The sequence below is a fragment of the Nocardia wallacei genome (assembly GCF_029868745.1).
In the GTDB taxonomy this organism is placed as follows: domain Bacteria; phylum Actinomycetota; class Actinomycetes; order Mycobacteriales; family Mycobacteriaceae; genus Nocardia; species Nocardia wallacei_B.
In genome coordinates this window covers 73,113-94,885 of the sequence record NZ_JARWOP010000255.1, presented here as the reverse complement: position 1 = coordinate 94,885, position 21,773 = coordinate 73,113, and the positions used below count along the sequence as shown (strand labels likewise).

General features: G+C 66.9%; 23 protein-coding genes and 1 riboswitch. Of the genes, 10 read left to right on the top strand and 13 right to left on the bottom strand.

Translation table 11 applies throughout. The annotated features are described in order from the left end of the window. Positions 1–329: 329 nt before the first annotated feature. Positions 330–704, top strand: coding sequence for a VOC family protein (locus QH470_RS23145; protein WP_280274444.1), 375 nt, complete (start codon positions 330–332; stop codon positions 702–704). Between the two features lie 7 nt (positions 705–711). Here QH470_RS23145 and QH470_RS23140 read toward each other — a convergent pair whose 3' ends face one another. From QH470_RS23140 to QH470_RS23100, 9 genes are all read right to left on the bottom strand, one after another. Further along, complete coding sequence (locus QH470_RS23140; RefSeq protein ID WP_280274443.1) at positions 712–1,845, bottom strand: LLM class flavin-dependent oxidoreductase; 1,134 nt, start codon at positions 1,843–1,845, stop codon at positions 712–714. Next, positions 1,842–3,206, bottom strand: coding sequence for an NtaA/DmoA family FMN-dependent monooxygenase (locus tag QH470_RS23135; protein ID WP_280274442.1), 1,365 nt, complete (start codon positions 3,204–3,206; stop codon positions 1,842–1,844). Before QH470_RS23135 ends, QH470_RS23140 begins: the two co-directional genes overlap by 4 nt. 7 nt (positions 3,207–3,213) lie before the next feature. Continuing rightward, a complete protein-coding gene (locus QH470_RS23130; protein WP_280274441.1) occupies positions 3,214–4,293 on the bottom strand; it encodes an LLM class flavin-dependent oxidoreductase in 1,080 nt (359 codons plus the stop codon). Continuing rightward, on the bottom strand, positions 4,294–5,931 hold the full coding sequence (locus tag QH470_RS23125) for a dipeptide ABC transporter ATP-binding protein (protein WP_425302765.1): 1,638 nt from the start codon (positions 5,929–5,931) through the stop codon (positions 4,294–4,296). A gap of 8 nt (positions 5,932–5,939) precedes the next feature. Beyond that, entirely contained in the window at positions 5,940–6,767 is an 828-nt protein-coding gene (locus QH470_RS23120) for an ABC transporter permease (protein ID WP_280274455.1), read from the bottom strand. A 306-nt stretch (positions 6,768–7,073) separates the two neighbouring features. Beyond that, positions 7,074–8,033: an ABC transporter permease gene (locus QH470_RS23115; RefSeq protein ID WP_280274439.1), complete on the bottom strand. Its 960-nt coding sequence runs from the start codon at positions 8,031–8,033 to the stop codon at positions 7,074–7,076. After that, a complete protein-coding gene (locus QH470_RS23110; RefSeq protein WP_280274438.1) occupies positions 8,030–9,100 on the bottom strand; it encodes an LLM class flavin-dependent oxidoreductase in 1,071 nt (356 codons plus the stop codon). Before QH470_RS23110 ends, QH470_RS23115 begins: the two co-directional genes overlap by 4 nt. 108 nt (positions 9,101–9,208) lie before the next feature. Beyond that, positions 9,209–10,006: an amino acid ABC transporter ATP-binding protein gene (locus QH470_RS23105; RefSeq protein ID WP_280274437.1), complete on the bottom strand. Its 798-nt coding sequence runs from the start codon at positions 10,004–10,006 to the stop codon at positions 9,209–9,211. Beyond that, positions 10,003–10,947 (bottom strand): amino acid ABC transporter permease, encoded by a 945-nt coding sequence (locus tag QH470_RS23100; protein ID WP_280274436.1) that lies wholly within the window; start codon positions 10,945–10,947, stop codon positions 10,003–10,005. Before QH470_RS23100 ends, QH470_RS23105 begins: the two co-directional genes overlap by 4 nt. Positions 10,948–10,958: 11 nt before the next feature. Continuing rightward, positions 10,959–11,052, bottom strand: a riboswitch (SAM riboswitch). Positions 11,053–11,240: 188 nt separating this feature from the next. On the opposite strand from QH470_RS23100, the gene QH470_RS23095 reads away from it, so the two are divergent. Both QH470_RS23095 and QH470_RS23090 read left to right on the top strand, forming a co-directional pair. Beyond that, a complete protein-coding gene (locus QH470_RS23095) occupies positions 11,241–12,104 on the top strand; it encodes an SDR family oxidoreductase (protein WP_280274435.1) in 864 nt (287 codons plus the stop codon). 114 nt (positions 12,105–12,218) lie between these two features. Further along, positions 12,219–12,860 (top strand): hypothetical protein, encoded by a 642-nt coding sequence (locus tag QH470_RS23090; RefSeq protein ID WP_280274434.1) that lies wholly within the window; start codon positions 12,219–12,221, stop codon positions 12,858–12,860. Between the two features lie 93 nt (positions 12,861–12,953). Here the strand turns inward: QH470_RS23090 and QH470_RS23085 are convergent, their stop codons facing one another. From QH470_RS23085 to QH470_RS23075, 3 genes are all read right to left on the bottom strand, one after another. After that, positions 12,954–13,127 (bottom strand): hypothetical protein, encoded by a 174-nt coding sequence (locus QH470_RS23085; RefSeq protein WP_280274433.1) that lies wholly within the window; start codon positions 13,125–13,127, stop codon positions 12,954–12,956. After that, entirely contained in the window at positions 13,111–13,632 is a 522-nt protein-coding gene (locus QH470_RS23080) for a flavin reductase family protein (RefSeq protein WP_280274432.1), read from the bottom strand. The genes QH470_RS23085 and QH470_RS23080 overlap by 17 nt, the downstream gene beginning before the upstream one ends. A gap of 341 nt (positions 13,633–13,973) precedes the next feature. Then, positions 13,974–14,678, bottom strand: coding sequence for a DUF8020 domain-containing protein (locus QH470_RS23075; protein WP_425302764.1), 705 nt, complete (start codon positions 14,676–14,678; stop codon positions 13,974–13,976). A gap of 268 nt (positions 14,679–14,946) precedes the next feature. Here QH470_RS23075 and QH470_RS23070 point away from each other — a divergent pair, with 268 nt between their 5' ends. From QH470_RS23070 to QH470_RS23055, 4 genes are read left to right on the top strand one after another with little or no spacing between them, the layout of a single operon-like run. Then, positions 14,947–15,753, top strand: a complete 807-nt coding sequence (locus QH470_RS23070; RefSeq protein WP_280274431.1) for an ABC transporter permease — start codon at positions 14,947–14,949, stop codon at positions 15,751–15,753. After that, positions 15,726–16,499 carry an ABC transporter ATP-binding protein gene (locus tag QH470_RS23065; protein WP_280274430.1) on the top strand — a complete coding sequence of 258 codons (774 nt, stop codon included), beginning with the start codon at positions 15,726–15,728 and terminating at the stop codon, positions 16,497–16,499. The genes QH470_RS23070 and QH470_RS23065 overlap by 28 nt, the downstream gene beginning before the upstream one ends. Beyond that, positions 16,496–17,497 (top strand): ABC transporter substrate-binding protein, encoded by a 1,002-nt coding sequence (locus tag QH470_RS23060; protein ID WP_280274429.1) that lies wholly within the window; start codon positions 16,496–16,498, stop codon positions 17,495–17,497. Before QH470_RS23065 ends, QH470_RS23060 begins: the two co-directional genes overlap by 4 nt. Positions 17,498–17,511: 14 nt before the next feature. Beyond that, positions 17,512–18,666, top strand: a complete 1,155-nt coding sequence (locus QH470_RS23055; protein ID WP_280274428.1) for an LLM class flavin-dependent oxidoreductase — start codon at positions 17,512–17,514, stop codon at positions 18,664–18,666. Positions 18,667–19,501: 835 nt separating this feature from the next. Here QH470_RS23055 and QH470_RS23050 read toward each other — a convergent pair. Next, positions 19,502–19,648 (bottom strand): hypothetical protein, encoded by a 147-nt coding sequence (locus tag QH470_RS23050; RefSeq protein ID WP_280274427.1) that lies wholly within the window; start codon positions 19,646–19,648, stop codon positions 19,502–19,504. A gap of 379 nt (positions 19,649–20,027) precedes the next feature. Between QH470_RS23050 and QH470_RS23045 the strand changes: the two genes are divergently transcribed. The 3 genes from QH470_RS23045 to QH470_RS23035 are packed head-to-tail and all read left to right on the top strand — an operon-like array spanning position 20,028 to position 21,707. After that, complete coding sequence (locus tag QH470_RS23045) at positions 20,028–20,363, top strand: hypothetical protein (RefSeq protein ID WP_280274426.1); 336 nt, start codon at positions 20,028–20,030, stop codon at positions 20,361–20,363. Further along, positions 20,353–20,874 (top strand): DUF6879 family protein, encoded by a 522-nt coding sequence (locus tag QH470_RS23040; protein ID WP_280274453.1) that lies wholly within the window; start codon positions 20,353–20,355, stop codon positions 20,872–20,874. Before QH470_RS23045 ends, QH470_RS23040 begins: the two co-directional genes overlap by 11 nt. Further along, positions 20,871–21,707: a helix-turn-helix domain-containing protein gene (locus QH470_RS23035; protein WP_280274425.1), complete on the top strand. Its 837-nt coding sequence runs from the start codon at positions 20,871–20,873 to the stop codon at positions 21,705–21,707. Before QH470_RS23040 ends, QH470_RS23035 begins: the two co-directional genes overlap by 4 nt. Positions 21,708–21,773 lie beyond the last annotated feature (66 nt).

Here is a 21,773-nt window from a genome sequence, read left to right as displayed (position 1 = left end):
CGAACCGTCGTCGCCATCCCGCACACCCACGAATCGCTATCGCCACCCCCGCACACCCACGAACCGTTGTCGACGACCCCGCCCACCCGCGACCCCAGTACGCCACCCCCCCACCCCCACCAACCTTTGTCGCCATCCCGTAATGCTTTTGGCCGGTATCAACACCGTTACTGCGGTTTTCCGCCAAAAAGCATGCCGGAATGACGAAGGAATTCGCGCCAGCATGGCGAAGGGTGCACGGCGGGATGGCGAAGGGACTGCTGCTGCGTCCTGCCCGGACGCACCGACTGCCGCAGACACCCTGCGCCGTCCCGGAATACCCTCATGTGATGATCCACCACGTGCAGGTCAGCAGCCCTGCCGGCAGCGAGCCGCGGCAGCGGGCCTTCTACACCGGCGTGCTCGGCTGGCCGGAGCTACCGAAGCCGCCCGTGCTGGCGGCGCGCGGCGGCTGCTGGTTCCGGGTACCCGGCATCGGCGGCCCCGACGGGGAGATACACATCGGCATCGAAAATGATTTCCGCCCGGCCCAGAAGGCTCACCCGGCATTCGTCGTGGACATCGACGCGACCGCCGCGGCGCTGACCGCGGCGGGTTACCCCGTGCACTGGGCAGACCCGGCCGAAATCCCGGGCCGCCGCCGCTTCCACACCCACGACGGCGTCGGCAACCGCCTGGAATTCCTTGCGCCGGAAGCGGAATAACCACACTTCACGCGGCACGTACGTGCGACAACCCCCATTCGCGGGCCAGCAGCCGATGGGAGTTCAGTCGGTCTTCGTGGCGGTGGGTTACCGAGGTGATCACGAGTTCGTCCGCGCCGGTGAGTTGTTGGAGGGCCGTGAGGCGTTGGGCGACAACGGCTGGAGTGCCGACGAACTGGGTGGTCAGGCGGTCGTGCACGAGACGTTGTTGCTGCTCGGTGAGGGGCTCGGCGGTGTCGGGGTCCTGGTACCGCGCCGCGCCGGAACCGCTGCGGATGCTGTAGACCCAGTGGCCGAAGGTAGAGGCCAGGTGCTTGGCGGTCGCTTCGTCCTCGGCAACCACCACGTCCGCCGACACCACCAGGTACGGCTCTGGGTAGCGCACGGATGGCCGGAACGAACCACGGTAGGCGGCAACGGTTTCCAGGATAGTTCCGGGAGACACGTGATAGTTGGCGGCGAACGGCAGCCCCAATCGTCCCGCCAGCTGCGCGCTCTCGCCGCCGCTGGAGCCGAACAACCAGAGGTCCACATCAGCCCCTTCGCCCGGGACGGCTTGCAGCGCAATGCCGTCCGCGGTCCGATAGCTTCCCTCGAGCAGTGCGCGGATCTCCTCGACCTGCTCGGTGTAACCGATCGCCTCGGCCCCGGGCAGCAACAGCGCCTGGAAGGAAGCCGCGAGCCGAGCGGTATCGAGCTGCTGCCCCGGAATGAACGGCGGCGGGATCACCACACCGTCCCGCACCTGGGTCGGCCGAACCGGCGCGGGCACCGGTTTCACACCCGCCGAACGCAATTGGGCCACGCGATGCGCCGAACGACCAAGACCGAGATCTAGTCGCCCGGGATACAGCGCGTCGATCGTCCCGAACGCCTCGACCACCGAGGCCGAGGTGTGGTGCCCGAGCTGCACCGCCGCCGAGCCGACGCGAATCGTGTTGGTAGCAGCGGCGATCAGCCCGATCAGCGTCGCCGTGGACGAGCTGGCGACCTGCACGAAATGATGCTCGGCCAGCCAATAGCGCCGGTATCCCCAGGATTCCGCGTGCCGAGCCAGATCGACGCTGTTGCGCAGCGCCTGCTGCGGCGTGGACCCGGCGCTGACCGGGGATAAATCCAGGACTGACAGCGGAACGCTCATGACGCCCGTACTCCTTCGCTGTGCTGGTGAGGATGGCGCAGACCCAGGTGCTCCCGCAGGGTCGTGCCGGTGTACTCGGTCCGGAAACTGCCGCGCTCCTGCAATTCCGGGATCACCTTGTCGACGAATTCGTCGAGCCCGCCGGGAGTCAGGTGCGGTACGAGGATGAATCCGTCGGCGGCATCGCTCTGCACGTAGTGGTCTATCTCGGCGGCCACCTCGCCCGGCGAGCCGACGAACTGCTGCCGCGCGGTCACCTCGATGATGAGTTCGCGGATGCTGAGATTGCCCGCCTCCGCCCGCGCCCGCCAATCCTCCGCGACCGCGCGCGGGTCCTTGGCGTGGCGGACCCGTCCGCGGGTGATGTCCACGTTGTCCGCCGGGTCCACCGCGGGCAAGGGGCCGTCGGGGTCGTAGCCGGAAAGGTCACGGCCCCAGACCTGTTCGAGGAAGGCGAGGGCCGTCTGCGGCCCGACCTGTTGCAACCGGATGTGGCGGGCCCGCTCCTCGGCGTCCGCGCGGCTGTCCCCGAGCACGAAGGTCGCGGCGGGCAGGATCTTCAGATCGTCGCGGGAGCGCCCGTATTTCGCGAGCCGCCCCTTCATGTCGGTGTAGAACCGCTGCCCGTCCTCGAGTTCGCCGTGGCGGCTGAAGATGGCGTCGGCCTTCGCGGCCCCGAATTCGCGGCCGTCCTCGGAATCACCGGCCTGCAACTGCACCGGGTAGCCCTGCGGGCTGCGCGGCAGTACGAAGCGGCCCTCGATGTCGAACTGGCTGCTGTCGACGCGGACACTGGGCGCGGGCCGCGCGAACACGCCGCGCTCCCGGTCCACCACCAGTGCATCCGGCGGCCAGCTGTCCCACAGCGCGCGGGTCGCGTCGATCACCTCGGCGGCGCGGACATACCGTTCGGCGTGCGGGAGGTAACCGCCGCGGCGAAAGTTCTCACCGGTGAACGCGTCCGAGGAGGTGACGGCGTTCCAGGCGGCGCGGCCCCCGGACAGATGGTCGAGCGTCGCGAACTGCTTCGCCAGCTCGAACGGCTCGTTGAACGTGGTGTTGATGGTCCCGGCCAGCCCGAGCCGGGTGGTGACCCCGGCCAGCGCGTTGAGCACGGTGAAGGTGTCCGGTCGGCCCACGACGTCCAGATCGAAGATGCGACCGCGGTGCTCGCGCAGCCGCAGCCCCTCGGCCAGGAAGAAGAAATCGAACAGCCCGCGCTCGGCGGTGCGAGCCAGGTGCACGAACGAGTCGAACTCGACCTGGCTGTGCGAATCTGGATCGCTCCAGACCGTGGTGTTGTTGACGCCCGGAAAGTGGGCGGCCAAGTGAATCTGCTTGCGTACCTTGTTCTTCGACATCTCGTCCTCAGGAAATGGTCGCGTAGCGGTTGACCGGTCGGGGCAGGCCGAGGCGCTCGCGCAGCGTCGGCGCGATCCGGGGCAGTTGTGCGGCGAACGCGGACAGCGCGAGGGGACGCAGCACCACGCCGTCGCCCGCGCATTCGGCGCGGACTTGCTCGAACACCGCGCGCAAGGAATGCGGAGTCCCGATGTGGCGCAGTGTGTTCGGCGGTTCGGTCGGCGTCCACGCCTCGAGCTGTGCGACGTCGAGGGCGGCCTGGTCGTCGGTCTCGGCGATGTGCACGTCGATGTCGACCAGCACCCGCACCAGGTTCGGGTCGCGGCCCGCCGCGGCGACGGCCGCACGCAGCTCACCGCGGGTCTGCGCGGCCGCGGCGAGGTCGGCTGCCGCGATCCGGATCAGGTCGGCCCGGTGGATCGCCACGCGTGTGCTGTGCGGATCGGCGGCGCGCACCGCGACCAGCGGCTGACCCTGTGGCGAGCGCGGCGTGATCGACGGGCCCTTCACCGCGAAGTTGTCCCCGGCGAAGTCGATGTAGTGCAGCTTGTCGCGGTCGATGAAGCGGCCGGTGGACCTATCGCGGATCTCGGCGTCGTCCTCCCAGCTGTCCCACAGCCGGGTGACGACCTCGATCGCCTCGTCCGCCTCGTGCCACAGCGACACGTCGTCCTGCTCGCCCTTGCGCCCGAACAGCTTCGACTGTTCGCGTGACACCATGACCTCCCAGCCCGCCCGGCCGTAGGTCGCGAAGTCCAGGCTCGCAATGGCTTTCGAGACATGGAAAGGCTCGGTGTGCGTCACGGGAGCCTGCGGCACCAGCCCGATGCGCCGAGTAGCGGCCGCGGCACGCGCGGCGATCCCGACCGCCTCCAAACGGCCTGCGGCACCGGCCGATTGCAGTGCGAACGAGTCGGGCAGGAAGGCGAAGTCGAGGCCCGCGGCGTCGGCGTCGGCTATCGCGTCGACCCAGTAATCGGCGGTGAACAGGCCCTCGGCACGCGAGTCGGGCCGTCGCCAGGACGCGGGATGGGTTCCGGTGCCGGACAATTCGACACCGAGCAGCAGTGGATTGGACAGGGGCATTCAGGCCGTCCTTTCGATCGGAGCGGGCCGTGCGGTCGGCTCGCGTACGGCGCCCGGGATCGCGGTCAGCAGGTCGCGGGTGTACTCGTGTCGTGGCGTGACGAAGATGTCGGCGGTGGTTCCCGTCTCGACGATCTCGCCGGCGCGCATGACCGCGACCCGATCGGCGATGCGGCGCACCACGGCCAGGTCGTGGGTGATGAAGAGGTAGCTCAGGTCCAGGTCGCGCTGAAGTTTTTCCAGCAGTTCGAGGATCTGCGCCTGTACCGAGACGTCCAGTGCCGATACGGGTTCGTCGAGTACCACCAGGTCCGGGTGCAGGGCCAGGGCGCGGGCGATCGCGACGCGTTGCCGCTGGCCGCCGGAGAGCGCGTCGGGGCGGCGGTTCAGGTAGTCGGCCGGCAGTGCGACCTGTTCGAGCAGCTCGGCGACGCGGTCGCGTCGGGTGCGCCGGTCCCCTATACCGAAGGCGCGCAACGGTTCCGCGATGGCCTGCGCCACCGTGAGTTTGGGATTCAGTGAGGCGTAAGGGTTCTGGTAGACGACCTGGATACGGCGACGCAGCTCGCGCAGTGGACCGCCGCGCAGCCCGCCGATGTCCTGTCCGTCGAAGGTTATGGTTCCGGCGTCGGGTTGTTCGAGGCGGGCGACGATGCGCGCGGTGGTGGTCTTGCCGGAACCGGATTCGCCGACCAGGGCGAGGGTTTCGCCGCGGTCCACCCGCAGGGAGACGTCGTCTACCGCGGTCAGCGTGGTGCCGGGGCCGAGCCGGAAGGTTCGGCGTAATCCGGTGGCGGCCAGCAATGGTTTGTCGGCGGCCGGTCGCGCCGGGCGGGTCGCGGCGTCCAGAGCGGGGACGGCGGACAGTAACCGGCGCGTGTAGTCGTGCCGGGGACTCGCCAGAACCTCGGCGGTGTCACCGATTTCGACTATTTCGCCGCCGCGCATCACCGCGATCCGGTCCGCCCGGTCGGCCGCGACGCCCAGATCGTGGGTGATCAGCAGGACCGCGGTGCCGGATTCGGCGGTGCGCTTCGCCAGGTGATCGAGGATGCGGCGCTGCACGGTGACATCCAGCGCGCTGGTCGGTTCGTCGGCGATCACCAGGTCGGGACCGCAGGCCAGCGCCATGCCGATGAGTACCCGCTGGCGCTGACCGCCGGACAAATCCTGTGGGTACTGCCGCGCCCGCAGTTCGGGACGGTCGAGTCCGGCCTCCTCGAGGATGCGTACGGCCTGTATCCAGCCGGTCCTGCGGGTCGCGCGACCGTGGATGCGCAGGGTCTCGGCGACCTGATCGCCGATGCGCAGCACGGGGTTCAGCGAGGTGCCCGGGTCCTGCGGCACCAAACCGATACGCGCGCCGCGCAATCGGCGCAGGTGACGTTGCGGAGCATTGTCGATGCGTTCGCCGGCGAAGCCGATGGCGCCGCCGATGATCGTGCCGCCGTGCAACAGACCGATCACCGCGTGCGCGAGAGTCGACTTGCCGGACCCGGATTCGCCGACCAACGCCACGGTCTCCCCCGGCGAGACCGTGAGCGTCGCCCCGGCGACGGCCGTCGTGGAGTTCGCTCCCTCGCCGTACCGCACCCGCAGTTCATCGATGCGCAGCAGCGGCTCCGGCAGCCGTTCCACCGCCGCGCTCACCGGTCACCGTCCCGGGCGATGGTGCGGCCCAAGTGCTGTGCGGACAGCACGACCGCCACGATGACCAGGCCCGGCAGAGTCGTCATCCACCACGATGTCGCCAGGTAGTTGCGACCTTCGGAGATGAGCGAACCCCATTCCGGGGTCGGCGGAGTCGCGCCGTAACCGAGAAAGCTCAGCGACGAGACCGCCAGCACGGCGACGCCGAACTCGACCGCCGCCAGCGCCGCCACGGGCGCGTAGGCATTGCGCAGCACATGCCGCACCAGCACCACCGGCCACCGCACGCCGCTCGCCAGCGCCGCCTCCACATACTGCGCCCGCCGCACCCGCAGCACCTCGGTCCGCATCACCCGGGCGAAGCGCGCGACCAACGCCACTCCGACCGCGATCGCGACATTGCGAGTCCCGAAACCGAGCACGGTGACCAGCGCCAGCGAGGTCAGCAGCTCCGGAATCGACAGCAGCACATCGACAATCCGCATGATCACCGCGTCCACGCCGCCACCGGCGGCCCCCGCCACGAGACCGATCAACGTGCCGAACACCAGCCCGATCAGCACCGCGAAAACAGTTGCCGTCAAAGATAACTCGGCCGCATGCACCACCCGCGTATAAACATCCCGCCCCAAATTGTCCGTCCCGAACCAGTGCTCCGCACCCGGCCCCCGCAGCTTCTCCGCAGGCACCCCCACCAACGGATCACGCCCGCTGAACACCCCCGGCACCACCGCCCACCCCAGCACCACCAACAAAACCACCCCGGCCACCCCAGCAAAAACATTGCCCCGCAAAGCCTTCAACACCCCGACCCCACCAGGCACCGCAACCCGCAGCACCCCACCCCGCTCCACAACAACCGATTCACTCACTCCCGGCCCCCTCTCTCCCACCCCACAAACATCCCGGCACACCACACCCCACTCGCCATCCCGGCACACCACACCCCACTCGTCATCCCGGCACACCACACCCCACTCGACATCCCGGCACGCTCTTGGCCGGGATCCATCCGGACCAGACGCGCATTCCGGTCGCAAGGACGCCGGACTGGCGGAGGGACTGCCGACAGCAGGATGGCGGGCGGTGAGATCGGCGCTACTCGGGACGTGGGCGCCTGCACCACGGGCCTACGCATGGGAGGGCTCCTTTGCTCGGAAGGCTTGGGCGACACGGGGGTCCAGGGCGGGATACACCAGGTCTACGGCGAGGTTGACCAGGACGAAGGCGGCGGCGGTGAGCATGACGATGCCTTGGACCACCGGGATGTCCTGGTTCAGGACGGCGGTTTGGGTCAGGCGGCCGAGGCCCGCGCGGGAGAAGACGGTCTCGACGATGACCGAACCGGCGAGCACCGTGCCGACCCACACGCCCGCGACCGTGAGCGCGGGAGCGACCGCGGGCCGCAGGACATGGCGCAACTGGACCCACCAGCGCGAGGCGCCCTTGGCCAGTGCCACTTCCACGAACGGCTGCCGCCAAGTCTGTGCCAGGCTGCTGTGAAGCACCTGCGCGATGACCGCGCCGACGGGTATCGCCAACGTCACCGCGGGCAGCAACGTGCCCTGCAATCCGGTGCCGCCGAAGGCAGGCACCCACCGCAGCCGGAACGAGAACAGTTGCAGCAGAAGCAGTCCCACCCAGAACGTCGGGGCCGACGCGCCGATCGGCGGCAACGCGGTCAACAGTCCGCGCAGCCAGCGGCGTTCCGTATAGGTGGCGGCGAGCGCGAGCGCGGTGCCGAACACCACCGCCAGCGCCAGCGCGAACGAGGCCAGCGCGAGAGTGGTCGGCAATGCGTCCGCGAGCGCGCCGGTCACCGTCTGCCCGGTGCTCAACGACCGCCCCAGGTCACCCTGCACAGCGTGGGTGAGCGCCGTCCAATACTGCTGCCACACCGGCTGATCCAGCCCGTACCGAGCCCGCATCTCCGCGATCGCCGCCGGATCGACCGGCGTCCCCGGCGTAGCCCCAGCTGCCAGCTCCACCGGATCCCCAGGCAACAAGTACAACACCGCGAACGACACCGTGAACGCCGCCCACAACACCGCAACCGCCTGCAAAATCCGCACACTCACATACCGCTTCATCCCCACACCCCCAACCCCCCACGCCGCGCTCCCAGTTCACGGGACGGAATGCGCTGGCGCAGTGCGGGAGCCACCTCGGATTGGAACAGCTCCAGGCTTTCGCGATGTTGTTTGTCGGTGAAGCCGTCGCCGTCGGCGGACAAATGGATTACCTCGTGGCCGAACCGTTCGTGGTAGCGCAGTACCTTTTCCAGCACCTGTGCCGGGCTGCCGATCAGGGCCGAACTGCGGTCGACGAAGTCCTCTACGGTCTGGAATACGCTGGGGAGGCCGTGCTTTCGTGCAACAGCCTGGCGTGCCTCGAAGATCGGGCGGTACCGTTCGAGTGCGTCTCGAGAGTCGCGGGTCACGTGGAAACCGGCGGTGCCCGCGCCGATCAGCGCGGCCGCGGGGTCGTGGCCGTAGGCAGCCCAGCGTTCTCGATAGTGCTGCACCAGTTCGGCATACGGCTCGATGGGGTAGGTGACGTTCGCGGAAAAGAGCGGATCACCGTAGCGCGCGGCCAGATCCACCGATTCCCGGCTGGTGGCGCTGCCGTGCCAGATGCGCAGGCGCGGCTGTAGCGGCCGCGGCAGCGCCTTGGCCTCGGTCAGCGAGGGCCGGAACCGGCCGCTCCAAGTGACGCTGTCGTGTTCCCACAGCTGCCGGAACAGTTCGTAGCCTTCGCGATTGCGGTCCCACTGATCATCGGGAGTGACATGGAACAGCTGCGCCTGCGCGGCGCCATTACCCTTGCCGATGATCAGTTCGAGCCGGCCGCCGGAGAGATTGTCCAGCGTCGAATAGTCCTCGAAGGCCCGCACCGGATCCAGCAGACTCAGCGTGGTGACACCGGTGAACAGCGCGATCCGCGAGGTCACCGCGGCGATATGGGAGAGCACCACCGGCGGCGCGGAGGAGATGAACGGATCCTCGTGCCGCTCACCGACGGCGAACCCGTCGTAGCCGAGTTCCTCTGCGAGCCGGGCACTGTCGACCATCCGCCGCAAGCGCTGCGCCGGGGATTCGGTCACGCCGGTGACCGGGTCGGGCTGGTGTGTGATCAGTGTCAGCAGCAGGAATTTCATGCCACGCACACCTCCTCGGTCCTTCTCGGCCACCGCACGGAACGGCCTGAGCTCATCTGCTTTTCGTGCGCCGGACGCCACGGGGAGGCGGGCGACTCCGCACCGGTCTCAGAGCACATGGGCCAGGAAGGCTTTGGTACGCGAATGGGCCGGGTCGTCCAAAACCTGTCCGGGCGGCCCCTGTTCGACGATCTCCCCCGAATCCATCAGCACCACGGTGTCGGCGATCTCTCGCGCGAAACCGATCTCATGGGTGACGATGACCAGCGTGGCTCCGTCGCGGGCCAGCCCGCGGATCACCGCCAGCACCTCGCCGACCAGTTCCGGATCCAGCGCCGAGGTGGGCTCGTCGAACAGCACCACCGCCGGGCGCAGGGCCAGCGCCCGCGCGATCGCCACCCGCTGCTGCTGTCCGCCGGACAACCGCCGCGGGTGCTCCGCCGCCTTGTCCGCCAGTCCCACCCGCTCGAGCAGCTGCCCGGCCTCCGCTTCCGCCTCGGACCGCCGGCGCCCCTGCGCGGAAACCGGTGCCAGCACGACGTTTTCGAGCACCGTCAGATGGGGGAACAGGTTGAAGTCCTGGAAAACGAAGCCGATCCGCGAGCGCTGCCGCAGAATCTCGCGTTCACTCAGCTCGTGCAGTTTCGCGCCCTTGCGGCGATAGCCCACCAATTCGCCGCTCACCCGGACGCTACCGGCGTCGACCTTCTCCAGGTGATTGATGGTGCGCAGCAGTGTCGACTTGCCCGATCCGGACGGTCCGAGAATGACGGTCACCTCACCGGGCCGAACCGCCAGATCGACTCCGCGCAGCACCTCCTCGGTCCCGAAACGCTTTCGCACCCCGCGTAATTCGACCGCGTACGCGGCGGAACGCGGGTCGTCTTCGGTGGCGGGCTCGCTCATCGGCGTTCCTCCGTGATCTCGGCGATCTTGCCGCGCACCCGCTGCCAGGGTGTCGGCGGCAGCTCGCGCCGGCCGCCCTTGGCGAAATGCCGCTCGATGTAGTACTGCACGACGGTCAGCACCGTGGTGAGCACGATGTACCAGACGGTGGCCACCATCAGCAGCGGCACCACTCGCCCGTTACGGCCGAAGATGACCTGGACCTGGTAGAACAGCTCGGCGATGGCCATCACCGACACGATCGAGGTGCCCTTGAACAGGCTGATCACCTCGTTGGCGGCATTGGGCAGGATGCCGCGCATGGCTTGGGGCGCGACGATGGTGAAGAACTGACGCCGCCACGGCAGGCCGAGCGACTTGGCGGCCTCCAGCTGCCCCGGATCGACCGAGATGATCCCGGCGCGAATGATCTCCGCCGAATACGCCGCCTGGTGCAGCGCCAGCCCGATCACGGCGGCGGTGAACCCGCTGATCACGCCGTTGACGTCGAAGGTCAGGAAGGCCGGGCCGAACGGAATGCCGATCGACATCCGCTGGTACAGGTAGGCGATGTTGAACCAGAACAGCAGCTGCACGATCAGCGGGATCGACCGGAAAGCCCACACGTAGACCCACGCGATCACTTGCAGCACAGGGATTTTCGACAGCCTCGCGACCGCCAGCCAGATCCCGAGCAGGAACCCGAACAGCGTGCCCCAGAAGGTCAGTTCCACGGTCACCCGCACGGCCTCGAGGACCGATCGGGCCGTGAAGTACCGGGTGAAGGTCGGCCAGTCCCAACCGGGGTTGGTGGCGAGGCCGTGCACGAACTGCGCGACCACCACCAGCGCGGCCGCCCCGACCAGCCAGCGCCACGGATGCCAGGTTCGCGCGACGGGTAGCGCGTCCTCCTCGGCGGCCGATACCACGCCGGACGACTCTGCGGCGGCCAGTGTGCTCATGGAATCGCGATCCTCCATCGGTCCTGGCGGTAGCACCCGCACCCGGCGAGCGGGGGGTTGCTGCGGTCTCGTCGAGCCAGGTCTCTCAACCGCTCTGGATGGGTGAAATCGACGGTAAAGGAGCCTCGACCGGATGTCTGCCCTCCCGATCACCGTGAATCCAACTGTTGGCAAAGGGTTTTCCCCAGCGGACCCGGGAATTGCACAGGAGAGGACGCCCTCTGTGTACAGTGCTGTTCGCAATACTCTAGTGTGAAATCACAGTTGTTCTGAATCCGCTAGGAGATCCGCTCATGAAAGACCTGACCGGCCGGAAATGCCTGATCACCGGCGCGGCCAGCGGCATCGGCCGGGCCACCGCCCTGGCCGCGGCGCGCCAGGGGGCGCAGCTGTTCCTGACCGACATCGCCGAGGCCGGACTACGGGAGACGGCGCGGCTGGTCGAGGAGGCCGGGGGCCGGGTGGCGGCGCTGCAGGCGCTGGACGTATCGGACTACGACGCCGTGACCGCGTGGGCCGAGCGGGTGCGCGCCGAGCACGGCAGCCTCGACGTAGTCATGAACATCGCCGGCATCGCCACCTGGGGCACTGTGGAGAACCTCGAGCACCGGCACTGGCGTGCCGTCATCGACGTGAATCTGATGGGACCTATCCACATCATCGAGAATTTCGTGCCGCCGATGGTGCGAGCCGGGCGCGGCGGCCATCTGGTGAACGTGTCCTCCGCGGCCGGGCTGCTCGCCCTGCCCTGGCACGCCGCCTACAGCGCCAGCAAGTTCGGGCTGCGGGGCATCTCGGACGTGCTGCGATTCGATCTGGAGCGACACGGCATCGGGGTGAGCCTGGTAGTGCCGGGCGCGGTGCGGACGCCGCTGGTGGGCACCGTGCAGATCGTCGGGGTGGACCGCGACGATCCGCGGGTGCGAAAGCTGACCGGACTGTTCGAGGGACACGCGGCGAGCCCGGAGCAGGTGGCCGATCGGATCATCGCGGGCATCGAGCGCAATCGCTACCTGGTGCACACGTCGTTCGACATCCGCGTGGCGTACTGGTTCGCCCGGAAATTCGCGCTGCCCTACGAGATCGTGATGCGCATCGCGAACCGGCAGTTCAGCAGGCTGCTCGAGGAGCGGAACCGGGCGTCCGCGCTGGAGTGAGCCGGACGTGTGGGCCGCGCCGACGAACCGAATGCCCCGCTTTTGCTTGCGCCGGTGCGGTATTCATGGCTCAATCCGAGTGGATGTGGCAGTCGGAGCGAGCGGGGACCACCGATGATGACTCGGAATTCGCATCGCTGGGAGCCGACCGGCGAAGCGGACATGGTGGAGCTACAGGATCTGGCCTCCGGCCGGGCCGTGCAGCTCGTGCGCCCCGCGGCCGACGAGCTACCCGGTGAACTGCTCGCCGAGACCGAAGAACTGGTGTTCCGGTGGGCGAGCCTGGGCACGCACGCCCAGGCCGAGGCCGAGCTCGGCGACCTGCACCCGACCTCCACGCTGTCGGCCCTGAGCTGGCTGTGCGCGCTGTGGGCGGTGGTGTGCGAGACCAGACTGGGCAAATCGGCCGGCGACATCATTCGCGACCTGGACTATCGCGGCGGCTGGCGCAAGATCCGCACCGACGAGGAGGCCCACGTGTGGAACGGGCTGACCCAGCGGGTGCGGCTCGGCGCGCTCGCGGCGCTGACCGAGGACCCGCGGGCCGTCGAATCCTATTACCGCGCGTGCACCGATCCGCCGGACATCGGCCCGACCCTGGTGCGGCACACGCTGATTCATCTCGACGCCTTCAGCCAGGACATGCACATGCACGACCTGCAAGCCCGGGGTCTGGCGGCGACGCTGGTGGCACATACCGATCCGCTACCGGGCCCGCGCCGCCGCCTGTGTTTCCGCCCGTCCCATCCACTGTGATCCCTATGCGTCCGGGATGTCTTGCCCCTCATCATGTTCCAGACATCCGCGAACGCGACGCCCGTCCGGCAGGGCCGGGCGTGTGCCGGATCATTACAGCGGCGCGACGCCGACGACCACACCGATCCAATCGGGGTTCACCCAATTCCATGCTCGCTGAGCCGGATCGGCCACCGGTACGGCGGAATCCTCGATCAGCTCCCGTAGCAACCGCGGCCACCGCGGCAGCGTGAAGGTGAAATCGCCCGGGTCAGTGGGCGACGCCATTGCGCACCTCTTCGGGATGCAGGCGGCGGAACCGGCTGCCGTGGAAGACCAGCGGATCGACCTCGGCCTGGGTCGCCAGGCGCCGGACCCGCAGGATGACCACATGATGATCGCCCGCGGGGACCTGGGTCTCGATCACGCCCTCGAGCCACGCCGAGGCGCCGTCGACGAAAACGGAGTGCCCGGCGCCGCGATGCAGTTCCAGGTCCCGGAAGCGGTCACCGTTCTTGGAGCTGAGCGACCGGGCGGCGTCGTGCTGCTCGGTACCCAGCAGGCTCAGGCCCAGATAACTGGCCGCGGACAACCGGGGCCAGGTGGTGGAGCTGTTCTGCACACAGAACGACACCAGGGGCGGGTCCAGCGACACCGGAACGAAGGTGCTGACCGCCAATCCGTATGGGGTGCCGCCGATTTCGGCGCACACCGCGACGACTCCACTGGGGAACGCGGCGAAGGCGCGGCGTAAACCGGCGCCGTCGGCGGGAATTTCGTGCAGTTCAGCCATGATTCACCAGCTCGATCTCGACTACGTCGGCCACCGTTCGCGGTCTGCTCATCGTCGCTCCCAGTGTGCGCCTCGAAGGGGCGCCGAGCACGATTCCCCGAGCACCCGGCGCGAACTCCACTACATCACCCCCAGCGTAGGGAACGCGAGAGTTTCGATCGCCGGGATCGCATCGCCGGTCCGGAGCACGCGGCCCCGGCAGACCGCTCGCTCCGGCGCGCTCGCTGGTGTCAGAGAACGCTTGTGCCACAAGGGTATTCGAATGCGGACCGGCCCCGCCCGGCACGGCTTCCGGACGGGACCGGCGTCCCCCCGGCGCCACTGCGCCGGGTCTTCCCCACCTACTTCGGAGCCGGTGCGAACGGCTGGTTGATGGTGGTGAAGTACTGTGCGGCCGCCAGCACGGCCACGGGCGCGGTGACCAGCAGCTGACCGGCCAGCGTGCCCAGCGCGCCGACGGCGATGATGCCGCCGAGGCAGCCGATCACGGCCGCGGGCAGGAACGCCCCGAACAGGCCGACGATGGCGGCGGCGGCCACGGTGGCGCCCGCGATGCCGCCCAGCAGGCAGCCGACGGCACCGCCGGCGATACCGCCGACCAGTGTCCCGATGGTCGCGCCCGCGCTGATGGTGCTGGTCAGCCGGGTCCAAGCGGCTACTTCACGGTCGTAGGGCGTCTTGAAGGGGGCCAGTTCCTCGAACGGCAGCGCCACCGGCCGGTAGGTGGCGTGCGCGAGGTCGAATTGCGGGGTGAGCGTCGCGGTGCGGTCCTGGATCTCGGCGGCGATCGGGAAGACGAAATCGTCCACCCGGAACGACAGCTCCATCCCGGCGACCGTGCTGCCGTCCGCGGCCTTGATCGTGAACACCCCGTTGTCCACATCGAGCGAACCGACATCGGTCGAGATGATGGTGGCCCTTTCGGTGGTTCTGGCCTGGTAGTTCACGACGCCGTCGGGGGCCGGAGCCGCGTACGCCGTGCCTGTGGCTATGCTTGTTGCCGCTGTCACCAGAGTGGCGACAGCGGTGAATTTCCTCATCTTCACCAGCTTGTTCCTCATCATCAGGCTGCGGCGGGTCAGCTGCAGTTCGGGATTCATGGGTGGCGGATTCGCCGGAAGTGCCGCGGCGGCCCGGGTAACCTGCTGCGGCTGCCGCCAAGTCTCAGCGAGTTCTCAGCGATTTGTCAGGGCTAAGAACCAGGCAGATTTCAACCGGTGACTTCGCGTCCCGCCGCGGGCACTATCTGAATCTGGGCCGCCGACCGTTCGGCACCGCCGACACAGTCCGCTACCAGTGCACGAGGTTTTCGCGTTGTCATCACTTGCCCTGCGGTCGACGCCGGTCCGGCTCCCGCGATTACCGACCTCACGGTGGGTGCGTCTGGTCTCGCCCGTATTGATCGTGGTGCTCTGGCAACTTGCCAGCTCCACCGGTGTACTGCCGGAGCGCCTGCTCGCCGCGCCGACCACCGTGGTGGACACCGCCATCGAACTCCTCCGCGATGGCACTCTGACCGAGGCCATCTCGGTCTCGCTGCAGCGGGCGGCCATCGGCTTCGCCATCGGCGCGGTGATCGGCGTCGGCCTGGCGGTGATCGCCGGGCTCAGCCTGCTCGGTGAGCACATCGTCGACCCGCCCATGCAGATGCTGCGCACGCTGCCGTTCTACGGCCTGATCCCGCTGCTGATCCTGTGGTTCGGCATCGGTGAGCTGCCCAAGATCGTGCTGGTCGCCTTCGGCGTCGCGATTCCGCTCTACCTCAACACCTTCGCCGGAATTCGCGGCGTGGACGGCAAGCTCGCCGAAGTCGCTCGCGTACAACAACTGTCGCGGCTCGCCACGATCGGCCACATCGTGCTGCCCGGAGCATTGCCGCAGACCCTGGTCGGGCTGCGGCAGTCGCTCGGGGTCGCGTGGCTCGCGCTGATCGTCGCCGAGCAGGTGAATGCCGATGCGGGACTGGGCTTTCTGATCAACGACGCCCGGGAGTTCCTGCGCACGGACGTCATCGTGGTCGGGTTGCTGGTCTACAGCGTGCTGGGCCTGCTCACCGATGCGGTGGTCCGGCTGATCGAGAGGAAGGCGCTGGTATGGCGACGCGGGTTCTTGGGGAATTGACGGCCGAGGCGGACGCGCCCGCCGCCGAAGCGCCCGTGGTGGCGCGAATTCGCAAGCTGAGCAAGGCTTTCGGCGAGCGGGTCGTGCTCGACGGCCTGGATCTCGACATCGCGCGGGGCGAGTTCGTCGCGTTGCTGGGTCGCAGCGGGACCGGCAAGTCGACGCTGCTGCGCGCCCTCGCCGGACTGGACCGGGAACACGACGGCGAACTCACCGTCACCGGTGACGTGGCCGTCGCGTTCCAGGAACCCCGGCTGGTGCCGTGGAAACGCGTGCACGCCAATCTGACTCTGGGGCTGCGGCACCACGACCCGAAGGCCGCCGCGCGGGCGGCGCTGGCCGAGGTCGGGCTCACCGAGCGCGGCGACGCCTGGCCCCTGACCCTGTCCGGCGGCGAGGCACAGCGCGCGTCGCTGGCGCGGGCGCTGGTCCGCGATCCGGATCTGCTGCTGCTCGACGAGCCGTTCAGCGCGCTGGACGCGTTGACCCGCATCACTATTCACGCGCTGGTGCTCCAGCTGTGGAACCGGCACCAGCCGGGCGTGCTGCTGGTCACCCACGATGTCGACGAGGCGCTGTTGCTGGCGGACCGCGTGCTGGTGCTCGCGGACGGCCGCATCGCCAACGACATTCGCGTCGATCTCCCGCGGCCGCGCCGCCGCGAGGAGTCCCGATTCGTGACGCTGCGCCGGGGCCTGCTCGGCGATCTCGGCGTCACCGTAGAGGAAACCGAAGGAACCGCATGATCAGCCGCCGACTCTTCGCCGCACTCGCGCTCACCGCTCTCGTCGCGACGGCCTGCGGCACCGACGATGCCGAGGACACCGCCGTCCGGGCCGACGGCAGCGTGGACTTCTCGCAGGTGACGCTGCGGCTCGGCGATCAGAAGGGCACCGGACTGCAGGCGCTGCTGGAATCGGCCGGTGAGCTGAAACCCGTGCCGTACAAGATCGAATGGTCGCAGTACACCTCGGGGCCGCCGATGTTGGAGGCGATCAACTCCGGCGCTGTCGATTTCGGCGGCGTGGGGAACTCGCCGCCGATCTTCGCGGCCGCCGCCAAGTCCGCCATCAAGATCGTTTCGGCGTACCGGGCCGGCACGGCGGGGCAGGCGATATTGGTGCCGAAGGATTCGCCGCTGCGCGCGCCCGCGGATCTGAAGGGCAAGAAGATCGCGGTCGCCAAGGGCAGTTCGTCGCATCATCACCTGCTCACGGTGCTCGCCAAGAACGGGCTGTCGTTCGACGACATCCAGCCGCAGTATCTGCAGCCCGCCGACGCGCTGGCCGCGTTGAGCACCGGTCGCGTCGACGCCTGGTCTATCTGGGATCCCTACACCGCGCAGGGGCAGGCGCAGACCGGCGCGCGAATCCTGGTGGACGGCAATGGTTATGTGAACGGTGACGCCTTCTTCATCGCGGGCTCCAAAGCGCTACAGAGTAAGTCGCGCACGGCGGCCATTCGCGACCTCGTCGGGCGCATCCAGCGCGCCCACGCCTGGGCCGACCAACACCCCGAACAGTGGGCGCAGACCTGGGGGCAGCTCACCGGACTGCCCACCGAGGTGACGCTGGTGGCCGCGAAACGTGATCCCTACGAGGATCATCCGCTCGACGCCGCGACCATCGATGCCGAACAGCAGGTCGCCGACGCCTTCACCGAGGCGAAATTGATCCCGAACAAGGTGCGGGTCGCCGACTTCGTCGACACCCGCTTCAACGACCTCTTTCCCCCGGCCTCCTGAAGGGAGCAGCACGAATGTCCTTATCGTTCCACTGGTTTCTGCCGACCTACGGCGATTCGCGCAACCTGATCGCGGGCGGGCACGGCACCGCGATGTCCGGCGACCGGCCGGCCTCGCTGCGCTATCTGAACCAGATCGCCGGCGCCGCGGAGGAGAACGGCTTCGAGGCCGTACTCACCCCGACCGGGCTGTGGTGCGAGGACGCGTGGCTGACGACGGCCATGCTGGTGGAGACCACGGAGACGCTCAAGTTCCTGGTGGCCTTCCGGCCCGGCATCGTGAGCCCGACGCTGGCCGCGCAGATGGCGGGCACCTACCAGCGGCATTCGCGCGGGCGACTGCTGCTGAACGTGGTGACCGGCGGCGAGCCGCACGAGCAGCGCGCGTTCGGCGATTTCCTGGACAAGGAGCAGCGCTACCAGCGCACCGGCGAATTCCTGCACGTGGTGCGCGAGCTGTGGCGCTCGCACGAGCCGGTCAGCTTCGAGGGTGAGCACATCCGGGTCGAGAACGCGCTGCTGAACAATCACCCCGATCCGGTTCCGCCGATCTTCTTCGGCGGCTCCTCCGAGGCCGCCGGACCGGTGGCCGCCCAGTACGCCGACACGTATCTCACTTGGGGCGAACCGCTTTTCGCGGTGAGCAAGAAGCTGGAGTGGGTCCGCCGCCTCGCGGTGGACCGCGGCCGCAAGCTCGACTACGGCCTGCGCATCCACGTCATCTCCCGCGACACCTCCGAACAGGCGTGGGCCGAAGCCGACCGGCTGCTCGAGGCGGTCGACCCCGCCGAGATCGAGCGGGTGCAGGCGAGCCTGGCCCGCAGCGAATCCGAGGGCCAGCGCCGCATGCTGGACCTGCACGGCGGCTCCACCGAGCGCCTCGAGATCGCCCCGAACCTGTGGGCGGGCGTGGGCCTGGTCCGCGGTGGCGCCGGCACCGCCTTGGTCGGCTCGCACGAGGAAGTCGCCGAACGCCTCATCGAATACTCCCGCCTCGGCATCAACCACTTCATCCTCTCCGGCTACCCCCACGTCGAAGAGGCCTACTGGTTCGGCGAGGGCGTCCTCCCCATCCTCCAGCGCCGCGGCCTCTGGAAGCCCCCGGCCCAACGGGAAACCCGCGTAACCGGAACCCCTTTCGCCTCATCGGCGGCCGCCAGCAGCAGCTAGGGGTATTCACCGAAACGGCTGTCTCCCGGAACACGTTGGGAGGCAGCCGTTTTCACAAAGTGCTGGCCCTACCCACCGGCATCTTCGCGCTCGACCCCGCTCCCGAATCGCCTCGACCGACCTCCCTCGCGGTAACCGCTGCGGCCAGAACACCGCACCGGCCAACACGGCAAGCGGGATACCGATCACAACGAGCAACCCAGCGCGCCAACCGATCCCACTCACGAGGCCTCCGCCTCGCCACTGCCCTCGTCCTCTCCACTACGCCCGTCGACCTCCAGACGAGCACCGGTGCCCACGTCACCATCCCCCGAGTCGTCCTCATACCCACGAAGCTCCAACATCCCACCGGGAAATTCGAAGACTCTTGCCCGCCAGTTCATCTCGACCCCTCCTGTCGTTGGTCACCATCCGGGACGGCTACACCGGATCCTGATACGACGCTAGGAACGCGCGAGCCAACAGCGCCAGATGTTTGCTTGAGTTTGACAGATATTGTCCAAACAGCGCTTTCTCGGCCCACGGCCGCGGCACCATGTCTTGGACACAGAAAACCTTCGCAAGATCCAAGGTAGGGGGCAACAATCATGCATCTCGAGTTGGGGAGTGGCTAAACCAGTCTCGCCTGAGCGCTTGAAGGGCCCTGCCTACGTCTCCGACTATTGACATGACGGGTTTCGTCCGCCTACAAGTCATACAGGGCCGCTTGGCGGGCGCGGCGTTCGGTATTCAAACACCCCCGGAAGAACAGCGCGGGAAGACCGAGGGTGCCGAGTGTCGGTTACCGTTCGACGTAAGAAAGGAGTCCGGCGGAGCACGGGCGTCGGCGCACCCTTCAGCCGTCCGCATTCTCCTGCTCGATTCGTTTCCGAATCGCCTGGACAGTCCGGTCCTTCGGTGCACGATCAGGCCAGAACACAGCGACCATGAACACGGTCACCGGTAGCGCGATCACGACGAACAGGCCGAGGTGCCAGCTCATGACGCCTCCGGTGCCGTCCTGTCGTCCTCTGCCGGTTCGGTCTTGTCTGGCAGGTAGGACTCCATGTAGACCCCGGGACCGTATTCCGGGTCGGTATCCCCATAGTCCTCGACTTCCAGGAAGCCTCCGGGGAACTCGAAAATCCTTGTGCGCCGCTCCATGTCGACCCCTCATAGTCGTTGGTGGGCGACCCGGGCCGGGACAGCTCCGCCGATCCCGGGTGCCAGCAAACGACGCTAGGAAGCAGCAATAACTCTGGTCTACGAACTTGCATGAGCTTGCTCAGAATCGGGCATTGTTACGCGAAGCCAGCCACTATGAGGGAACATCAGAAACGGCAGTGCAAGCACAAGCACACCACTCGACAGGAGGCAAGATCATGCTTGATGGGCTGAGATTCCTTGGCAAGGGTGGCTCAAAGGTCAACGACTGTCCGACTCTGTACGCCACCGACCACGAAAGCTATGTAATTGTCGGCTGGAAGATCGATATGGCAGGAACAATAGAAATACCACATCTGCTGCTTGGATTCGCGGAAAAGGACACCTTCCTTGGCGCAACAATGACCGATACCGGCCGAGGGACCTTCACCCTCGCCGGAGAGCCGATATCTGATCACGATACAATTGAACAGTTGAAGATGGAATCCTACGAGACTGCTATCGAGGTCCCCATGAGTCGAAGGACATACTACGGTGGAATTGATGCAGCATAATCCGTGGCCAGATCTCTTCCGAGACTGCCGACGGTCGGCATTTCATTTGGAAGTCAGAGACTCATACGCCGTACCCAGCGAATCCGAGCCCTTTCGCCGATTCCTTAAAGGCGAGCCTCGAATTACCGAGCCGGACGAAGCGTGGCGGGAATGGGCGGAACGAATGCGACAACTGGGACAGCGCGGAGTGACGGTAAGCCGTGTCCGGGTTGTCACTGTACCTCACAGCGACTATCAAAGGTGGCTGCTCAGCGAAACCGTAGACAATATCGACGTAGGCGAAGATATCCGCTACTTGCCCCGCCATCTGGCCGGAGAAATACTTACAGATGATTTCTGGCTTTTCGATGATGAACGAGTAGCATTCAATCTTATCGACAAGGAAGGGAAACCGGCGGGAGCAGCAGTAACTGACAACCCGCACATTGCCGCATACTGTCACAGCGCAAAGGAGCGTCTCTGGAAGCTGGCAACACCATATTCCGAATACGTGATGAACGCCGGACAGTGACGAACTCGGTGCAGGAAGCGCGGGAAGCTCTCGGTAAACGGCTCCGAGAAGTACGCCGAAGGGCAGGAGTCACCGGCCGGGAGCTTTCGCGGCGCGAAGGATGGCACGAGTCCAAAGTATCTAAAATCGAGTACGGGAAGATAAAGCCGTCTGATGACGATATCCGCGCCTACTGTGCCCACTCAAATGCCGAGGATCAACTAGCAGATCTGTTGGCCACCGTTCACAACATCGACGCTGCATACATCGAATGGCGGCAAGCCCTGGGTGCTGGGATCAAACGAATACAGCAACAAACCCTCAAGCTAGAATCAGAAGCAGGCCACATCCGCAATTGGCAACCCCAGGTGATTACAGGGCTTCTACAAACGGCAGATTATGCAGAAGCGATCCTAAAATACGCTATCGACTTCTACGACATAACCGATGATTTGGATCAAGCTGTATCCAAGAGGATGGAACGTCAGCAAATTCTTTACCGCCGTAATCATAAGTTTCACTTTCTTATCGGCGAACAATCTCTGTACACCACCATCGGCAGTGATGAGGTAATGAGAGGGCAGCTCGATAGACTGCACTCCATAATAGGAATGCCCCGTGTCACCTTGGGAATAGTTCCTAGAGAAGCGGTCGGGCTCGTAGTGGTGGAGAACTTCGTAATGTTCGACAACCGGATGGTGAAGATAGAAGGCCACACGGCAGGAATCACGATTACCCAACCCAGAGAGATTGCGCTCTATGGTCGAGCCTTCGACGTGTTAGCAAAACAGGCCGCGACGGGAGAAGCGGCGAGGGAGCTAATCAGGAAAGCGCTCGAAATTCGGTCTATATGACCAACTGGGCTGCCCAGCTTGGCTAGAGTGGTCCGGGGTGGGTCCGACCGTCCAAGGGACCACAGA